Annotated in this window: 17 protein-coding genes; 10 read left to right on the top strand and 7 right to left on the bottom strand. The window is 69.6% G+C overall.

Features of this window, described 5'->3' with window-relative positions; all coding sequences use genetic code 11:
* Positions 1-21 precede the first annotated feature (21 nt).
* A complete protein-coding gene (locus ACN8HC_RS18195; protein WP_490076263.1) occupies positions 22-630 on the bottom strand; it encodes a TMEM165/GDT1 family protein in 609 nt (202 codons plus the stop codon).
* Between the two features lie 285 nt (positions 631-915).
* Here ACN8HC_RS18195 and ACN8HC_RS18190 point away from each other — a divergent pair, with 285 nt between their 5' ends.
* Genes ACN8HC_RS18190 through ACN8HC_RS18180 form a run of 3 tightly spaced genes read left to right on the top strand, consistent with a single transcriptional unit; the run spans position 916 to position 4,401 of the window.
* Positions 916-2,721, top strand: coding sequence for a biotin--[acetyl-CoA-carboxylase] ligase (locus ACN8HC_RS18190; RefSeq protein ID WP_490076262.1), 1,806 nt, complete (start codon positions 916-918; stop codon positions 2,719-2,721).
* Positions 2,722-2,730: 9 nt separating this feature from the next.
* Positions 2,731-3,411 (top strand): response regulator transcription factor, encoded by a 681-nt coding sequence (locus ACN8HC_RS18185; RefSeq protein WP_490076261.1) that lies wholly within the window; start codon positions 2,731-2,733, stop codon positions 3,409-3,411.
* A gap of 3 nt (positions 3,412-3,414) precedes the next feature.
* On the top strand, positions 3,415-4,401 hold the full coding sequence (locus tag ACN8HC_RS18180) for a sensor histidine kinase (protein WP_490076260.1): 987 nt from the start codon (positions 3,415-3,417) through the stop codon (positions 4,399-4,401).
* Positions 4,402-4,411: 10 nt separating this feature from the next.
* On the opposite strand, the gene ACN8HC_RS18175 is transcribed toward ACN8HC_RS18180, so the two are convergent.
* Positions 4,412-4,921 carry a GtrA family protein gene (locus ACN8HC_RS18175; RefSeq protein ID WP_490076259.1) on the bottom strand — a complete coding sequence of 170 codons (510 nt, stop codon included), beginning with the start codon at positions 4,919-4,921 and terminating at the stop codon, positions 4,412-4,414.
* A gap of 60 nt (positions 4,922-4,981) precedes the next feature.
* On the opposite strand from ACN8HC_RS18175, the gene ACN8HC_RS18170 reads away from it, so the two are divergent.
* Positions 4,982-6,157, top strand: coding sequence for a 5-(carboxyamino)imidazole ribonucleotide synthase (locus ACN8HC_RS18170; RefSeq protein ID WP_490076258.1), 1,176 nt, complete (start codon positions 4,982-4,984; stop codon positions 6,155-6,157).
* Positions 6,154-6,684: a 5-(carboxyamino)imidazole ribonucleotide mutase gene (purE, locus tag ACN8HC_RS18165; RefSeq protein WP_490076257.1), complete on the top strand. Its 531-nt coding sequence runs from the start codon at positions 6,154-6,156 to the stop codon at positions 6,682-6,684. Before ACN8HC_RS18170 ends, purE begins: the two co-directional genes overlap by 4 nt.
* A 23-nt stretch (positions 6,685-6,707) precedes the next feature.
* On the opposite strand, the gene ACN8HC_RS18160 is transcribed toward purE, so the two are convergent.
* Positions 6,708-7,889 (bottom strand): nucleotide sugar dehydrogenase, encoded by a 1,182-nt coding sequence (locus ACN8HC_RS18160; RefSeq protein ID WP_490076256.1) that lies wholly within the window; start codon positions 7,887-7,889, stop codon positions 6,708-6,710.
* 56 nt (positions 7,890-7,945) lie between these two features.
* Between ACN8HC_RS18160 and ACN8HC_RS18155 the strand changes: the two genes are divergently transcribed.
* Both ACN8HC_RS18155 and ACN8HC_RS18150 read left to right on the top strand, forming a co-directional pair.
* Positions 7,946-8,956 (top strand): LLM class F420-dependent oxidoreductase, encoded by a 1,011-nt coding sequence (locus ACN8HC_RS18155; protein ID WP_490076255.1) that lies wholly within the window; start codon positions 7,946-7,948, stop codon positions 8,954-8,956.
* 45 nt (positions 8,957-9,001) lie between these two features.
* Complete coding sequence (locus tag ACN8HC_RS18150; protein WP_490076304.1) at positions 9,002-10,165, top strand: acyl-CoA dehydrogenase family protein; 1,164 nt, start codon at positions 9,002-9,004, stop codon at positions 10,163-10,165.
* A gap of 1 nt (position 10,166) precedes the next feature.
* Here ACN8HC_RS18150 and ACN8HC_RS18145 read toward each other — a convergent pair whose 3' ends face one another.
* Positions 10,167-11,399 carry an LCP family protein gene (locus tag ACN8HC_RS18145; RefSeq protein ID WP_490076254.1) on the bottom strand — a complete coding sequence of 411 codons (1,233 nt, stop codon included), beginning with the start codon at positions 11,397-11,399 and terminating at the stop codon, positions 10,167-10,169.
* Between the two features lie 22 nt (positions 11,400-11,421).
* Between ACN8HC_RS18145 and ACN8HC_RS18140 the strand changes: the two genes are divergently transcribed.
* Positions 11,422-12,480, top strand: coding sequence for a glycosyltransferase family 2 protein (locus ACN8HC_RS18140; protein ID WP_490076253.1), 1,059 nt, complete (start codon positions 11,422-11,424; stop codon positions 12,478-12,480).
* On the opposite strand, the gene ACN8HC_RS18135 is transcribed toward ACN8HC_RS18140, so the two are convergent.
* From ACN8HC_RS18135 to ACN8HC_RS18125, 3 genes are read right to left on the bottom strand one after another with little or no spacing between them, the layout of a single operon-like run.
* Complete coding sequence (locus ACN8HC_RS18135) at positions 12,434-13,060, bottom strand: CoA transferase subunit B (protein ID WP_490076252.1); 627 nt, start codon at positions 13,058-13,060, stop codon at positions 12,434-12,436. The two genes, ACN8HC_RS18140 and ACN8HC_RS18135, sit on opposite strands and share 47 nt — an antisense overlap.
* Complete coding sequence (locus ACN8HC_RS18130) at positions 13,060-13,833, bottom strand: CoA transferase subunit A (protein ID WP_490076251.1); 774 nt, start codon at positions 13,831-13,833, stop codon at positions 13,060-13,062. Before ACN8HC_RS18130 ends, ACN8HC_RS18135 begins: the two co-directional genes overlap by 1 nt.
* 10 nt (positions 13,834-13,843) lie before the next feature.
* Positions 13,844-14,437, bottom strand: a complete 594-nt coding sequence (locus ACN8HC_RS18125; RefSeq protein ID WP_490076250.1) for a TIGR03089 family protein — start codon at positions 14,435-14,437, stop codon at positions 13,844-13,846.
* A gap of 63 nt (positions 14,438-14,500) precedes the next feature.
* Here ACN8HC_RS18125 and ACN8HC_RS18120 point away from each other — a divergent pair, with 63 nt between their 5' ends.
* Positions 14,501-15,247, top strand: a complete 747-nt coding sequence (locus tag ACN8HC_RS18120; protein WP_490076249.1) for a hypothetical protein — start codon at positions 14,501-14,503, stop codon at positions 15,245-15,247.
* Complete coding sequence (locus ACN8HC_RS18115) at positions 15,244-16,182, top strand: DNA-3-methyladenine glycosylase family protein (RefSeq protein ID WP_490076248.1); 939 nt, start codon at positions 15,244-15,246, stop codon at positions 16,180-16,182. The genes ACN8HC_RS18120 and ACN8HC_RS18115 overlap by 4 nt, the downstream gene beginning before the upstream one ends.
* The last annotated feature ends 79 nt before the right edge of the window (positions 16,183-16,261 follow it).

The raw sequence follows: 16,261 nt of genomic DNA, 5'->3' as shown, positions 1-16,261 counted from the left end.
CATGGTGGCTGAGACGCCGGCTCAGCCGCGAATTGCGTTCACGGCGCTCAGAATGCCCAACGCCACCATGACCACCGCCGCCACACGCGTGATCCAGACCATCGGCAGCACCCGCAGCAGCGTCCGTCCACCGAGGATGGCGAGCAGCGCGACCGCCCACAGGCCGAGCGTCGCGCCGATGCCGACCGAGAGCGGGTCGTGATACTTCGCAGCGAGATTCGCGGTCAGAATCTGCGTGAGGTCGCCCCACTCGGCGACGAAGATGACGCCGTAGCCCAGTGAAGCAACCTTCACGAACCCGGCACCCTCGAGTGCCGCGGACCCGGCTTCGGCCTCACCCTGCGCCTCGACATCGTCCGGGTGCGCACCCTCCCGCCAGATCAGCCAGGCACCGAGCAGGAAGAGTATGGCGACCAGCGCCTCGAGCACGCGGCTCGGCAGCAGGTGCAACAACTGACCCGCGGTGACCGCGATCACGACGTGCGTGAGGAAGGCAGCGGCGATGCCGGTGAACACCCAGGGCCAGGGGAAGCGGGTGCCGAGGACCAAGCCCGCGACGGCACTCTTGTCCGGGAGTTCGGCGACGAAGGCGAGGGCGAAGACGGTGGCGATGATTCCGAGGTCGAGCACGAGCGTCCTTGGCTTCGGGCCGATTCGCAGTGCTGAGAACAGAAAGGGACGAGCACGTCGAACCGGCAGCGGGTTTGCTGTCATGGTTCGAACGTCTCGTCCGGTCACCCATGAGGGCGACCCCGGACACCGGGCGGCACGCCGCCAGTATGTCGACATCCGGTCGAGGGACTACTCCCGTTCGACGGCAAGGCTAACCGGGAAAGGGCGAGGATGCACATCGACCGCCGCCGCGCCCCGCTCCCCTCCGGGTGCTTCCCGGGCGCCCCGACTAGCCTTGGTGACGTGAGCCACTCCCTCGATCGGTCCGAAATCAACGACCGGCTCGATGACACGCCGTGGCAGGACGTCGACGTCAGCCCGGAGATTCCGTCCACGAACGACGAACTCATGCGCGATCCGCGACCGTGGCGAGCGCTCGTCACCGACAACCAAACGCGAGGACGCGGCAGACTCGACCGTGGCTGGATTGTCCCACCCGGCACGTCGATCGCGCTGTCTGCGACGCTGCCGCTGCCGGAGGACGCCACCCGGTGGGGGTGGGTACCGCTGCTCGTCGGTGTCGCGGTGCGACGCGCCATACGCAACCTGACCGGGGCCTCCATCGGTCTCAAGTGGCCCAACGACGTGCTGGCGCGCTCCGACTCGCGTGAACCGTGGGCGAAGCTCGCCGGCATCCTCTGCAACGCCAGTGGCGGCGCGGAGCCAACGGTGGTCGCCGGCATCGGCATCAACGTGCACCAGGAGCGCGACCAGCTCCCGGTCGACAACGCCACCTCGCTGCACCTCATCGGCCACGAGGTGCGGTGCGAGGACCTGGTGGTGGGCGTGCTGCGCGAGCTGGCGGTCGTGCAACAGGACTGGGGCGGCACCGAGCTCGACGACGTCTATCGCGCCGCGTGCCTGACCATCGGCCAGCACATCCGAGTGGAGTTGCCCGGCGACGAGGCCGTCAGCGGCGAGGCCCTCGACGTCGACCCGATGGGCCGGCTCGTGCTGGACACACCCGCAGGTCCCGTGCCGCACGCCGTCGGTGACGTCGTACACATCCGGCCGGGGGAGTCCGGCCTGCCTGCGGAGCCGAGCCCGCGGGACCGTGCGGCCTTCGTCGACGCCCTGGAAGCCCGCCTGCTGGGCAGCCCCCGCACGCTGCGGCGCGCCGATGTCGCCAGGGGTGCTGGTGTCAGCACCGACGAGACGCGCCGGCTGTGGCGAGCACTGGGCTTCGTCAACGCGCGCGACGAGGACGTCGTCTTCACCGAGGCCGACGTCAAGGCGATGCGCGAGGTCACCCGCACCGTCCGGGACGGTGACCTCGACGAAGCGACGGTGCTGGGTCTCGCGCGAGCGGTCGGCCGCTCCACCGACCGGCTCGCGATGTGGTCCCTGCAGGTGATCACCGACATGATCGTCGGCAGTGACGGCGGCGTCGACAGCCGTGTCGCGCGCCTCGCTGCCGAGCGTGCCGTCGACGTCGCTGACGACCTCAGCCCCCTCATCGACTATGTATGGCGCAGAAGTCTCGCTGTCGCGATCTCCCGGCTGATCGCCGACTCCGAGCCGGAGTCGCACATCGGCGTCATCCGCACCATCGGTTTCGCCGATCTGGTCAACTTCACGCAGTTGACCCGGCAGCTCAACGAGCGGGAGCTGGCCGCCCTGGTGCAGCGCTTCGAGTCGCTCGCGTCGGACGTCGTCGCCGCCCACGGCGGCGCGATCATCAAGACGATCGGTGACGAGGTGCTCTTCTCCCACACGACCGTCGACGGTGCCGTCGGCATCGCCTTCGACCTGCTCGATCAGGCGGCGGCGGACGACCTGATCCCGCGCATGCGGGTCGGTCTCGCGACCGGCCGGGTGCTCGCCCGACTCGGGGATGTCTACGGCAACACGGTCAATCGCGCGGCCCGGCTCACCGGTGCCGCAGCCCCCGGCACAGTGCTGGCCGACACGGACGTGGCGACCGCGCTCGCGGACCGGACCGATGTGCGAGCGGTGGCACGTGAAGCGATTCACCTCGCGGGCATCGGCCAGATCACGTCTTGGGTCCTATCGCGCCGTCCGGAGAATTCGACCAACGATTGGAACTAATATCGCCACATGACCCGAGTGTTGCTGGCCGAGGACGACCCCGCGATCTCCGAGCCGCTCGCACGCGCCCTGCGGAGGGAGGGCTACACCGTCGACGTCCGCGAGGACGGGCTCGCCGCGCTCGACGGCGCGCAGAGCGGACCCGATCTGGTGATCCTCGATCTGGGCCTGCCCTCGATCGACGGGCTGGAGGTGTGCCGCCGCCTGCGCAGCTCCGGCAGCTCGGTGCCCGTGCTCATCCTCACGGCCCGCGCCGACGAGGTGGACACGGTGGTCGGTCTGGACGCCGGTGCTGACGACTACGTCACCAAACCGTTCCGGCTCGCCGAGTTGCTGGCCCGGGCGCGGGCGCTGTTGCGGCGCACTCCGCCCGAGGAGGCGGAGCCCGCGCCACTGGTGCGGCTCGACGCGGAAGCCCGTCGCGCCTTCGTCGGAGACAACGAATTGCAGCTCACCGCCAAGGAATTCGAGCTGCTGCGGGTGCTCGTGCGTGAGCAGGGCAAGGTCGTCTCGCGGGAGCAGCTGATGCACGAGATCTGGGAGACGGCCTGGCTCGGCTCCACGAAGACGCTCGACATGCATGTGTCGGTGCTGCGGCGCAAGCTCGGCGACGACGCCACCAGTCCGCGTTTCATCACCACGGTCCGCGGTGTCGGCTTCCGGTTCGAGCCTGCGGGCGGAGCTGGATAGCTCTTGCGCGCCAGACTGCTGCGGGCCGGGCCCCGCATCGCTGCTCCCGCGGTGTTGCTCGTCCTCGTTCCGGCGCTGGTGCTCGTGCCCGGGTGGTGGCAGCGCGCGGTGCTGCTGCTGGCCGCAGTCATCGGTGCGGCGCTCGTCTGGTGGACGACGGTGCAAGAGGCCGAAGACACCGCCGGGCCGGTCGAGGAGCTGACCCGTCGGGCCGAGCGCGTTGAGGACGGACCGGTGATCTTCGAGCCGCTGCGGAGCGGCATCGACGAGATCGACCGCATCTCGCAAGTTTTCGAGGGACGCGCGGCCGAGCTGACGGCCAACCTCGCCGCCGAACGTGACTTCGCCTCGGACGCGAGTCATCAGCTGCGCACCCCGCTCACCGCCCTGCTGATGCGGCTGGACGAGATCTCGATCAGCGACGACATCGAGCAGATCCACGAAGAAGCCACGGTGGGCATCACCCAGGTCGAGCGGCTCACCACAGTGGTCGACAAGTTGCTGCAGCGGGCGCGCGAGACTCCCTCCGGGCCGTTGCCGACGATCTCCCTGGACTCCGTCATCGCCGAGTTGCAGCGCGAGTGGCAGCCGGCCTTCGCCGGTGCCCGCCGCAGTGTGAAGGTCAGCGGCGAGCGGGGTCTTCAGGTCGTGGCGAGCCGCAGCGGCCTGTCGCAGATCCTGGCCACCTTGCTGGAGAACACCCTCCAGCACGGCAGCGGCACGGTCGAGGTGAAGGCCCGCCGCAACGGTCCCTCCGTGGTGGTGGAGGTCAGCGACCAGGGCACCGGCGTCGACCTCTCGCTCGCTCCGCACATCTTCAAGCGGCGAGTCAGCACCGGCGGCACCGGACTCGGCCTCGCGCTCGCGAGAGACCTCGCCGGCGCCAACGGTGGCCGGCTCGAACTCCGCAGCGCCCAGCCTGCGGTCTTCGCGTTGTTCTTGTCCGAGGGCGAGCCCGCCCCGTCTGCGCTGCACGCGCCGACGGACTGAACCGACGGGCTCAGGCGGACTGCTGCGTGTGCCGCCGGTCGCGTTCGAACGGGTCGGTGAGCGCCTCGGCGGCCGGCTCGTCGGCGACCGGTTCGTTGCGGAAGACGAATCGCTTGTAGGCCCAGAAGCGGAAGATCGTGCCCCAGCCGATGCTGATGATCGCGTTGACGTTCAGCCAGAACCTGCCCTCGAGGTTCAGCGTGTAATGCGCGAATGCCACCCACAACGCCGAGATGCCCAGCGCGATGCCGTTGACGACCACGAAGAGGAGCACCTCGTGGTGCACGGGCCGGTTGTGGCGGTGCCGGAACGTCCAGTAGCGGTTGCCGACCCAGGCGAATATCGTCGCGACGGCGCCACTCACGATCTTCGCCGCGGTGATCTTGCCGGACATCGGACCGGCGATGAGCACGTTGTAGAGGCCCATGTCGATGCAGATGTTGACGACCCCGACGACGCCGAACTTGGCCAGCTCCCGCCACAGCGAGCGCACCAGGTCGACGATCTTTGCCTCTATCACCCGATGCAGCCTACGGGCCGAGGTCGGGTAGGGCCTGCGAGCCCTCTGTAGGGTGGCTGCGTGATTTCCCCCAGGCGCGCCCCCGGCGGATTCCCGGTGGTCGGCATCATCGGTGGTGGGCAGCTCGCCCGCATGTGCCAGCCGCCCGCTGTCAATCTGTCGCTCACGCTCAGCATCCTCTCCGAATCCCCTGACGCCGCCGCAGCACTCGTGGTTCCGTCGGCACCGGTCGGCTCCCATCTCGAGATCGAAGAGGTGCTGGCGTTCGCCAAGGATTGCGACGTCGTGACCTTCGACCACGAGCACGTGCCGGCCCACGTGCTGCAGGCCCTGGTGGACACCGGAGTGCCGGTGCACCCGAAGCCCGAGGCGTTGCTCTTCGCCCAGGACAAGCTGGCGATGCGCGAGCGGCTGACCGGTCTCGGCATCCCGTGCCCGGCCTGGGCGGCCGTCCATGACGAGGCCGAACTGGCCGCCTTCGGGGATGTGCACGGCTGGCCGGTCGTCCTCAAGACCCCACGTGGTGGGTATGACGGCAAGGGCGTCCGGCTCGTGGATTCGGCACCGGAAGCGGCCGACTGGTTCGCTCGCGGGGAGGTGCTCCTGGCCGAGGAACAGGTGCCGTTCACCCGCGAGCTGGCGGTCCTCACCGCGCGCAGCCCTTCCGGGCAGGCCGCCGTGTGGCCGATCGTGCAGACAGTGCAGACCGAGGGCATCTGCACCGAGGTGTTGGCGCCGGCACCGCAGTTGGACCCGTCGCTCGCCGCGGAGGCGTCCCGGGCGGCACTGCACCTGGCCGGTGAGCTCGACATCACCGGCGTGTTCGCGGTGGAGATCTTCGAGATCGCCGGCGCGCACGGCGCGGCGCCGTCATACGTGGTCAACGAGCTGGCGATGCGCCCGCACAACAGCGGTCACTGGACGATCGACGGCTCGGTGACGTCGCAGTTCGAGCAGCACCTGCGGGCGGTGCTCGACCTGCCGCTCGGCGACGTGTCGCCGCGCGCACCGTGGACCGTGATGGGCAACGTGCTGGGCGGTCACTACGACGACCTCTACCCGACCTACCGGCACCTGCTGGCCCGCGACCCGGGTCTGAAGATCCACCTCTACGGCAAGGGCGTTCGACCGGGCCGCAAGATCGGCCACGTCAACGTGTATGGCGACGACCTCGACAGCCTGCGCGAGCGCGCGAGGCACGCGGCGGACTACCTGGAAGGGGTTATCACCGAATGAACGAATCTTCCGCAGCAGCACCGGCGGTCGGCATCGTGATGGGCAGCGACTCCGACTGGCCGGTCATGCGGTCGGCCGCCGAGGCACTCGACGAGTTCGGCATCGACTACGAGGCCGACGTGGTCTCCGCACACCGGATGCCGACCGAGATGATCGCGTACGGCGAGGGTGCGGCCGAGCGGGGCCTGCGCGTGATCATCGCCGGGGCCGGGGGAGCGGCCCACCTCCCGGGCATGCTCGCGTCGGTGACCACCCTGCCCGTGATCGGCGTGCCGGTTCCGCTGAAATACCTGGACGGCATGGACTCGCTGTTGTCGATCGTGCAGATGCCGGCCGGCGTGCCGGTGGCGACGGTGTCGGTCGGCGGCGCGCGCAACGCCGGCCTGCTCGCCGCCCGGATCCTGGCGTCCGCGTCGGACGAGGAGGGCGAGCGCCTCCGGGAAGCGATGCGTGACTTCCAGGCCGCGCTACGCGACCAGGCGCACGCCAAGGGCGCGAAGCTGCGCGCGGAAGTTTCCGGCGGGTAATTGTGTCGAGTTGCGACCGAAGGTTACTGGTCGCTGCCGAAAAGGTCTCTGGTGTAGACCTTTTCGGCCACGTCGGCCAGCTCCGGGGTGCGCCGGTTGGCGACGATCAGATCGGACTCGCGCTTCAACTCCTCGAGGTCGTGCGTGACCCGGGAGCCGAAGAACTCCTCGGCATCCAGCTCGGGCTCGTAGACGAGCACCTGGATGCCCTTCGCCTTGATGCGCTTCATGATGCCCTGGACGCTGCTGGCGCGGAAGTTGTCCGAACCCGACTTCATGATCAGCCGGTGGATCCCGACGACCTTCGGTGCACGCGCGACGATGTCCATCGCGACGAAGTCCTTGCGGGTGGTGTTGGCCGAGACGATCGCACTGATCAGGGTCTGCGGGACGTTCTCGTAGTTGGCGAGCAGTTGCTTGGTGTCCTTGGGCAGGCAGTAGCCGCCGTAGCCGAACGACGGATTGTTGTAGTGCTTGCCGATGCGTGGGTCGAGGCCGACGCCCTCGATGATCTGCCGCGTGTTGAGACCGTGCAGTGACGCGAAGGTGTCGAGCTCGTTGAAGTAGGCGACCCGCATGGCCAGGTAGGTGTTGGCGAACAGCTTGATCGCCTCGGCCTCGGTCGGTTCGGTGAGCAACACCGGGATGTCGGTGTCCTCCGCGGCCTGGACGAGCAGGTCGGCGAAACGCTGCGCGCGGTCACTGACCTCACCGACGACGATCCGGGACGGGTGCAGGTTGTCGTAGAGGGCCTTGCCCTCGCGCAGGAACTCGGGGGAGAAGATGACGTTGCTGGTGCCCAGCCGCTTGCTCACGTCCTCGGTGAAACCGACCGGGACCGTCGACTTGACCACCATCGTCGCTGCCGGATTGATCGCCGCCACATCGGCGATGACACCTTCGACCGTCGAGGTGTCAAAGTAGTTGGTCTGCGGGTCGTAGTTGGTCGGGGTCGCGATGACGACGAAATCTGCCTCGTCATACGCCGCGCGCTTGTCGAGCGTGAAGGTCAGCGACACGTCACTCTGTGCCAGCTGCTCCTCGATCTCCGGGTCGTTGATCGGGCTGCGCCGTTGCTGCAGCAACGCGACCCGGTCGGCGTCGATGTCGTAGGCGACGACGTCGGCGACCGGTCCGAAGAGGACGGCCATCGACAAACCGACGTAACCCGTGCCGACGACGGCGATCTTGGTGCGCTGGGACATGCGGCATACGCTACCCGCTGGATGCAAAAACCTTCTGCCGAAAGGGCCCACACCGCATGAAGTTCGGACTGTTCATCCCGCAGGGCTGGCGCTACGACCTGGTCGGCATCGATCCGGCACAGCACTGGCAGGTCATGAGCGATCTCGTGCGGTATGCCGACGAGACGCCCGCCTGGGAGTCGGTGTGGGTCTACGACCACTTCCACACCACGCCGAAGCCCTCGCACGAGGCCACCCACGAGGCGTGGTCCCTGATGGCCGGCTTCGCCGGGATCACCTCCCGGGTGCGGCTCGGCCAGATGTGCACCTGCATGAGCTACCGCCAGCCGACCTACCTGGCGAAGGTGGCGGCAACCATCGACCACATCAGCGGCGGGCGCATCGAAATGGGCATCGGCGGCGGCTGGTACGAGCACGAATGGCGCGCCTACGGTTACGGGTTCCCTTCTGCGGGCGAGCGCTTGGGCCGCCTCCGGGAAGGAGTCGAGATCTTCCGGCAGATGTGGACGACCGGCTCCGCCACGCTGGACGGCAAGCACTACCAGGTCGACGGCGCGCTGTGTTTCCCGCAGCCGCTGCAGACCACCAGCCCGCGCAACCGCATCCCGCTCTGGGTGGCCGGCGGTGGCCCGAAGGTCACCCTGAAGATCGCCGCCGAGTATGCCGACTACACCAACTACTTCGGCGACCCGGAGGAGTTCGCGGCGAAGACCGAGATCCTGAAGGGGCACTGCAAGGACGTCGGCCGGGACTTCGACGAGATCACGCTGACCGGCAACGCCAACATCGTGGTCGTCGACAACGAGGCGGAGCTGGACGACAAGCTGCAGGCCATCGCCGCGCGCATGGTGGACGGCGGTATGACGCAGGCCGACGCCACCGCGCACGTCGACCGGTCGTTGCGCGGCCAGCCGACGGTCGGCACCGCGGACCAGGTCGTCGACGGGTTGCGTGCAATGCGGCAGGCAGGTCTGGGCTACGCGATCACGTACTTCCCGGATGCGGCATACGACAGGGCGACCATCGAGCGCTTCGAGCGTGAGATCATGCCCGAGATCGACCGGTGAGCCAGACCGTACCGATGAGTAGGATCTTCAACTGTGAGCAATCCCATGGACGACCTGTACCCGCTCTTTAGCACCACCGAGGACCACGAGGCGCTGCGCGAGGCCCTGCGCGCGGTGGCCGAGGACAAGATCGCGCCCCACGCGGCCGAGGTGGACGAGAAGAGCGAATTCCCACAGGCCGCACTCGAGGCACTGGTCGCCTCCGACTTCCACGCCCCGCACATCGCCGAGGAGTACGACGGCGTCGGCGCCGATGCGCTCGCGACGTGCATCGTGATCGAGGAGGTCGCGCGGGTGTGCGCGTCGTCCTCGCTCATCCCGGCGGTCAACAAGCTGGGCTCGATGCCGGTCATCCTGGCGGCCGACGACGAGCTGAAGCGCAAGTACCTGCCGCCGGTCGCGCGCGGCGAGGCGATGTTCTCCTACGGCCTGTCCGAGCGGGAGGCCGGCTCCGACACCGCGGCGATGCGGTGCAAGGCGACGCCGGACGGCGACGACTTCGTGCTCAACGGGCAGAAGTCGTGGATCACCAACGCCGGCGAGTCACAGTTCTACACCGTGCTCGCGGTGACCGACCCCGACGGTGAGCGCGGCCGCAACATCAGCGCGTTCGTCGTCGAGAAGTCCGACCCCGGGTTCGAATTCGGCGAGAAGGAGCGCAAGCTCGGCATCAAGGGTTCGCCGACCCGCGAACTGCACTTCGACAACTGCCGCATCCCCGGTGACCGGCTGATCGGCGAGCGGGGCGAAGGCCTGAAGATCGCGCTGCGCACGCTCGATCACACCCGTGTGACGATCGGCGCGCAGGCCGTCGGCATCGCCCAGGGCGCGCTCGACTACGCCCTGGGCTACGTCAAGGAGCGCAAGCAGTTCGGCAACGCCATCGCGGAGTTCCAGGGGCTGCAGTTCATGCTCGCCGACATGGCGATGAAGCTGGAGGCCGCCCGGCAGATGGTCTATGTCGCCGCCGCCAAGTCCGAGCGGGGCGACGACGACCTGCCGTTCTTCGGCGCGGCCGCCAAGTGCTACGCCTCCGACGTCGCCATGGAGGTGACCACCGACGCCGTCCAGCTGCTCGGCGGCGCCGGCTACGTCAAGGACCACCCGGTGGAGCGGATGATGCGCGACGCCAAGATCACTCAGATCTACGAGGGCACCAACCAGATCCAGCGCATCGTGATGGCGCGCCAGTTGCTCAAGCGCAGATAGCTCAGGACCCGCTGGGCTGCGCAGTCACCGGACGGTCGTTGCGCAGGTCGTCGAAGAGCTGAAGCGCGCGAGCTCTGTCCCAGAGCACCGTGGACTGGCCCGCCACGAAATAGTTCGGGTTCGCGACCGGCACCTGCACCGAGATGCCGCCGGTGCTGATGCCCTTGAGCGTCCACATGATCTTCAGTGCCTGGATCGGCGACATGCCCTTGTCGACCGCGACGCCCTTGGCACCCGCCGAGCCGACGCTCTTCAGTCGCCACGGCAGCAGCACGTTGGTGGGGCTGGCGATCTTCTTCATCAGCGCGCCGAGGAACTCGCGCTGGTGCTGTGCCCGCGCGAGGTCGCCGGTGGCGAAGGCGTGCCGTGAACGGACGTAGCCGAGCGCGTTCTTGCCGTTGAGGGTCTGGCAGCCCTTCTGCAGGTTGATGTGCGCGAAAGGATCCACGACGTGCTCGGGGATGCACATGCGCACCCCGCCCACCGCGTCGACAACTCCGGCGAAGCCCCCGAAACCGATCTCCATGTAGTTGTCGATCCGCAGGCCGGTTGCCTGCTCGACCGTCTGGATGAGCAGCTTCGGGCCGCCATACGTGAATGCCGAGTTGATCTTCCCCTGACCGTGCCCGGGGATCGACACCCACGAGTCGCGCTGGATGCTGACGAGTGTCGGCTTCCCGCTGCCCATGTGCAGGACCATGATCGTGTCGGTGTGCGGGGCGCCCGCCGAGACCTTGCTGCCGCCGGTGCCGAGCGCCCGGCCCTGAGCTGCGCTGAGGCCGGCCCGGGAGTCGGAGCCGACCAGCAGGACGTTCGTGCCCTGGCCCGCCGCCGGCCGGCTGCCGCTCGGGAAGGCATCGACCTTGGTCACCTTGCCCCAGGCGGACAGGCCGGCCCAGATCAGCAGGCCGGCCCAGAGCGCGACGATGACGACGATCACCAGCAGCACCCGCAGCCAGGTGCGCTTGCGACGCCGCGGCGGCGCCACCGGGCGCGCTGCCTGCGGCCCGCGAGGACCCGCGCCCTGCGGCCCGCGAGGATCCGCGCCCTGCGGCCCGCGAGGACCGGCCGGCATGACGCGGGTGGAGTCGCTGCCGGGCAGCCGGCCCGCTGCGCTCCGCTCCGGGCGCACCGGGATCTCCTGCGGCTCCTCGGCCGGCCGGCGGCGGGGGAGTCGCTGCGCGCCGGCACCTTTGCGGGTGTCGATGGTGATCGGCTCGTCGTCCTCTGGCATCGGACGAGGGTAACCCGGCTGGATGGGTGCTCAGCTGCACGCGCCGTGTAATCTGCCACGCGTGCCAACACCCGAAGCGCAGCGAGCCGACGGCGTTTCGGTGATCATGCCGATCCTCAACGAGGAGCGGCACCTGGCCGAGTCGGTCGCCGCCATCCTGCGCCAGGACGTGCCGTGCCCGGTCGAGGTGGTGCTGGCTCTCGGGCCCTCCACCGACGGCACGGACGAGGTGGCGGCAGGTCTGCACGCCGCCGACGGTCGCGTGAAAATCGTCACGAATCCGACCGGCCGCACACCGGACGCGCTGAATGCGGCGATCGCCGCGGCGTCATACGACGTCCTCGCCCGGGTCGACGGGCACGGCATCCTCTCCGACGGCTACCTGGCGACCGCCTTGCAGACCCTCGACGCGACCGGCGCGGCGAACGTCGGAGGCATCATGGACGCCGAGGGCACGACCGATTTCGAACGAGCCGTCGCGGTCGCCATGAAGTCCAAACTCGGCGTCGGCGGCGCGAAGTTCAAGCTCGGCGGGCAGGCCGGGCCCGCCGAGACCGTCTACCTCGGTGTCTTCCGGCGGTCCTGGCTGGACCGGGTCGGCGGCTACGACTCCCGCTTCACCCGTGCCCAGGACTGGGAGATGAACTTCCGGATCCGCAGCGCCGGCGGGCTCGTGTGGTTCACCCCCGCCCTGAAGGTGACTTATCGCCCCCGCGGATCGTTCCGCGCCCTGGCGCGGCAGTACCGACAGTACGGACAGTGGCGCCGGGTCGTCGCCGCCCGGCACAAGGGCTCCATCAACGGGCGCTATCTCGCGCCGCCCGCCGCCGTCGCCGCCATCGCGATCGGAACCGTGGGCGGGTTCGTCTGGCGTCCGCTGTGGCTCCTGCCCGCGGGGTATGCCGGAGCGGTGACGCTCGGCGGGTTCGCGATCTCCGCCGGGTCCGACCCGGCCGTCCGGATGCGCGTGCCGCCGGTGCTCGCGACGATGCACCTGACCTGGGGCTTCGGTTTCCTGACCAGCCGGATCCGGCTCAGCCCAGCTCCGCCTCCGTCGCCGAGCGCACCTCGTCCTCGGTGACGCCCGGCGCGGTCTCGACGAGTGTGAGCCCGGTGGGAGTGACGTCGATGACGGCGAGGTCGGTGATGATGCGCTGGACGACCTTCTGGCCGGTCAGCGGCAGGGTGCATTCGGTGACGATCTTGGGCGAGCCGTCCCTGGCGACGTGTTCCATGAGCACGATGACCTTCTTGGCGCCGTGGACCAGGTCCATCGCGCCGCCCATGCCCTTGATCATCTTGCCGGGGATGGTCCAGTTGGCGATGTCGCCCGCGGCCGAGACCTGCATGGCGCCCAGGATGGCGGCGTCGATCTTGCCGCCGCGGATCATCCCGAAGCTGGTGGCCGAGTCGAAGATCGACGCTCCCTTGCGCAGGGTGACGGTCTCCTTGCCGGCGTTGATCAGGTCGGCCTGCACCTCCTCGGGGGTGGGGTAGGCGCCGACGCCGAGCAGGCCGTTCTCGGACTGCAGCACCAGCTCGACGTCGTCGGGCACGTAGTTGGGCACCAGGGTGGGCAGGCCGATGCCGAGGTTGACGTAGTCGCCGTCGGAGAGCTCCTGGGCGGCGCGGGCGGCCATCTGGCCTCGGGTCAGTCCCATCAGTTGGCCTCCCTCGTGGTGGTCTTCTCGATGCGCTTGTCGACGACCTGCTCGGGGGTGAGCGGCACCACGCGGTGCACGTAGATGCCCGGCAGGTGGATCTCGTCGGGGTCGAGCTGGCCGGGGTCGACGAGTTCTTCGACCTCGGCGATGGTGATCTTGCCGGACATCGCGCACAGCGGGTTGAAGTTGCGGGCCGACCTGTTGAAGACCAGATTGCCGTGCCGGTCGCCCTTGGCCGCGCGGACCAGGCCGTAGTCGGCCACGATCGATGTCTCCAACACATACGGTTTGGTGGTGCCGCCGAAGTCGAACTCGCGGGTCTCCCGGGGTGGGGAGGCGAGCTGGACGGACCCGTCGGCGGCATACCGCCACGGCATGCCGCCGTCGGCGATCTGGGTGCCGACTCCGGTGGCGGTGTAGAAGGCGGGTATGCCGGCGCCGCCGGCGCGCAGTTTCTCGGCGAGCGTGCCCTGCGGGGTGAGCTCGACCTCCAACTCGCCCTGCAGGTATTGCCGGGCGAATTCCTTGTTCTCGCCGACATAGGAGGCGATGATGCGCCGGATCCGCTTGTCCTTCAACAGGATCCCGAGCCCCCAGTCGTCGACGCCACAGTTGTTGGAGATGACCTCCAGGTCCGTTGCGGAGGACTGGTGCAGGGCTTGGATGAGCACACTGGGAATGCCGCACAGACCGAACCCACCCACGGCCAGTGAGGCGCCGGAGGGGATGTCGGCCACGGCTTCCGCTGCCGAGGAGACCACTTTGTCCATGTGACGGACATTACAAGACGACGTCGACGGCCTCCGCGGCGCTCCGGGCGGTGCGAAGGTGTGCATCGGCGCCCCGTAGCACCAGCACCGAGCAGTCCTGGCAGATCAGCTCGGCGGTCAGGAGCGGCACCTGCTGCGCCGGCTCGCCGAGCAGTACGCGGGTGCCGCGCGGGACATCCTGCGGGGCGGCTGCCACGGCATACGAGACGGGACCGACCGGCGCCGGCATTGCGTCGGACATCGCCTGGAGCGGGCTGGCCGCCAGGGCCGCCGCCGGCTCGGCGAGATCGGCCGGCTCTGTCGCGCCGGTCAGCGCGACGACCGCGTCGGCGTCCGTGCCGGGCGTGATCGTGAGTCCACGCGTCCAGGCGGCCAGGGACCAGTAGATGGCCCGCCAGTGGTCCGGCGGGATCAGCAGGCCCAACCGGTCACCGGGCGCGAGCGCCATTTCGGTCTCGAGCCAATTCGCGGCCTTCGCAACCCAGTTGGCGAGCGTCTTGCCGGAGAGGTCGATGCGCTCGCCGGCACTCTCGTCATACCAGGTGAGTCTCGGCCGGGACAGGTCGCCGGCGAGGAGCGCAGCGCGGAGGTCGTCGGAGTTCACCGGTTCAGCGTATGCGGGCGGCAGCTACGGGCGGTCGTCACCGTCGGCGGTTAGAGTCACAGAGTGAAGGTTCACTCGTCGGCAGCCCGCATCTCCGGATCTCCCGCAGTGCAACGCGTCGTGGGCCGGGCGCGTCAGGCCGCCCGGGACACGGCCGCCAAGCTGCCCCGGCCGGCCGAGCAGAAGGTCTCGCTGAAGGCGGCCGACTTCGCCGGAGTGCGCACGACCGGCCTGTTGCTGGACGGTGACGAAGCCCGGCTGGCCCGCAAGGCGGCGCGCCGGCTCGGGCTGGCGCGCACGATGGACGACACGAGCGCGTGGGCCGCTTTCGGCGCCCTCGCGGCGCTGTTGCGGGTGGTGGACGACGGGCGGCACCGCTCGGTCGTGGTCGACACGGCAGGCTCGCGCTCGGTGTTCAGCCGCTGGGCCACCAAGGTGGGCTTCGCGCCGCTCGCGGTCGACGTGATGCGGCCGGACGTGGTCGGTTCGGTCATCGACGCGGGCTCGGTCGATCTCGTCGTGCGGCTGCATCCGCACTCCAGCGACCCGACCACCGTGGACGAGGACCTCGCCCGCGGCACCTCGGCGCTCCGTCGCGGCGGCCTGATCATGATCACGCTCCGCCTCGGTCCGCGTGAGGCCGGAGGCATGGCCGTCGCCGACCTGCGGTCGCTGATCGCCCGCGCCGACGAGCAGGGCCTGTCGCTGGTGGGCGACCTCGCGCTCGAAGAAGGGCGGCAGGCCAACGCGGTCGCCACGAGTGAGACGGGCAATTTCGGCCTCGCGCTGCTGGCGTTCCGGCGCCGGTGACCGCCCCGCACCCGCTCACCGCCGACTTCGCGCCGGGCCGGCCGGTGCCGCTCGGCGGCATTCTCGCGCCCTACCGGCACGGCCTGGGCGACCCCACCTTCCACTCGGAGCCGGGCGTCGTATGGCGCGCCGCGCGCACGCCGACGGGCCCGGCGACGGTGCAGCTCCGGTGCGAGCCGGCGCCGTGCGGCGACCGGGTGGTGGCGCGTGCCTGGGGCCCGGGTGCGGAGTGGACGCTGGACCGGCTGCCCGACCTGCTCGGTGCTGCGGACGATCCCGCCTCGTTCCGGATCCACCACGACGGCCTCCGGACCATCGCCCGCAGCGAGCAGCACTGGCGGGTCACCCGCTCGGGACTCGTGCTCGACAGCCTCCTTCCGGCGATCATCGAGCAGCGCGTGACCGGGAAGCAGGCGTTCGGCGCCTACCGCCGGCTGGTGCGGCGCCACGGCGAGCCCGCGCCCGGACCGGCCGATGCGATCAGTGCGCTGCGGCTGATGGTCGCGCCCGATGTCCGCGGCTGGGGCCGCATCCCCTCGTGGGAGTGGCTGACTGCGGGGGTGGACGCCCGCCGTGCCGACACGGTGCAGCGGGTGTTGCAGGTCGCGTCCCGGTTGGCCGAGTGTGCCGACCTGCCGCGCGAAAAGGCCTGGGCGCGCTTGCGATCGGTGCCCGGTGTGGGCGTCTGGACCGCTGCCGAGACGATGCAGCGGGCCGCCGGCGACGCGGACGCGGTCAGCTTCGGGGACTTCCACGTCGCGAAGGACGTCGGGCACGCCCTGCTCGGCGTTGCCGTCGACGACGAGGGCCTGGAGGTGCTGCTGCGTCCCTACGCCGGTCATCGCTATCGCGTGCAGCACTTGGTCACCTCCGGCCGGCTGGGGGCGCCGCGGCACGGTCCGCGGCTCGCCATACCCAGTCATCTCCCCGGTTGACCGATCACGCGGTGACGACGACGCGGACGCCGTCCGCGCCCCCCTGGGCGGCGCCGGAGAGGCGCTCGCCCGCGAGTGC

The sequence above is a fragment of the Flexivirga sp. YIM B11880 genome (assembly GCF_058148645.1).
The sequence above is the reverse complement of the archived record's forward strand: the minus strand, read 5'-3'. Positions and strand labels throughout refer to the sequence as shown.

What these genes read in the sequence shown, in the direction of transcription:
- ACN8HC_RS18185 (WP_490076261.1), top strand. Translation starts at nt 2,731, where the DNA reads ATGACCCGAGTGTTGCTGGCCGAGGACGACCCCGCGATCTCCGAGCCG.
- purE (WP_490076257.1), top strand. Translation starts at nt 6,154, where the DNA reads ATGAACGAATCTTCCGCAGCAGCACCGGCGGTCGGCATCGTGATGGGC.
- ACN8HC_RS18160 (WP_490076256.1), bottom strand. Translation starts at nt 7,889, where the DNA reads ATGTCCCAGCGCACCAAGATCGCCGTCGTCGGCACGGGTTACGTCGGT.
- ACN8HC_RS18155 (WP_490076255.1), top strand. Translation starts at nt 7,946, where the DNA reads ATGAAGTTCGGACTGTTCATCCCGCAGGGCTGGCGCTACGACCTGGTC.
- ACN8HC_RS18150 (WP_490076304.1), top strand. Translation starts at nt 9,002, where the DNA reads ATGGACGACCTGTACCCGCTCTTTAGCACCACCGAGGACCACGAGGCG.
- ACN8HC_RS18145 (WP_490076254.1), bottom strand. Translation starts at nt 11,399, where the DNA reads ATGCCAGAGGACGACGAGCCGATCACCATCGACACCCGCAAAGGTGCC.
- ACN8HC_RS18140 (WP_490076253.1), top strand. Translation starts at nt 11,422, where the DNA reads ATGGGTGCTCAGCTGCACGCGCCGTGTAATCTGCCACGCGTGCCAACA.
- ACN8HC_RS18135 (WP_490076252.1), bottom strand. Translation starts at nt 13,060, where the DNA reads ATGGGACTGACCCGAGGCCAGATGGCCGCCCGCGCCGCCCAGGAGCTC.
- ACN8HC_RS18130 (WP_490076251.1), bottom strand. Translation starts at nt 13,833, where the DNA reads ATGGACAAAGTGGTCTCCTCGGCAGCGGAAGCCGTGGCCGACATCCCC.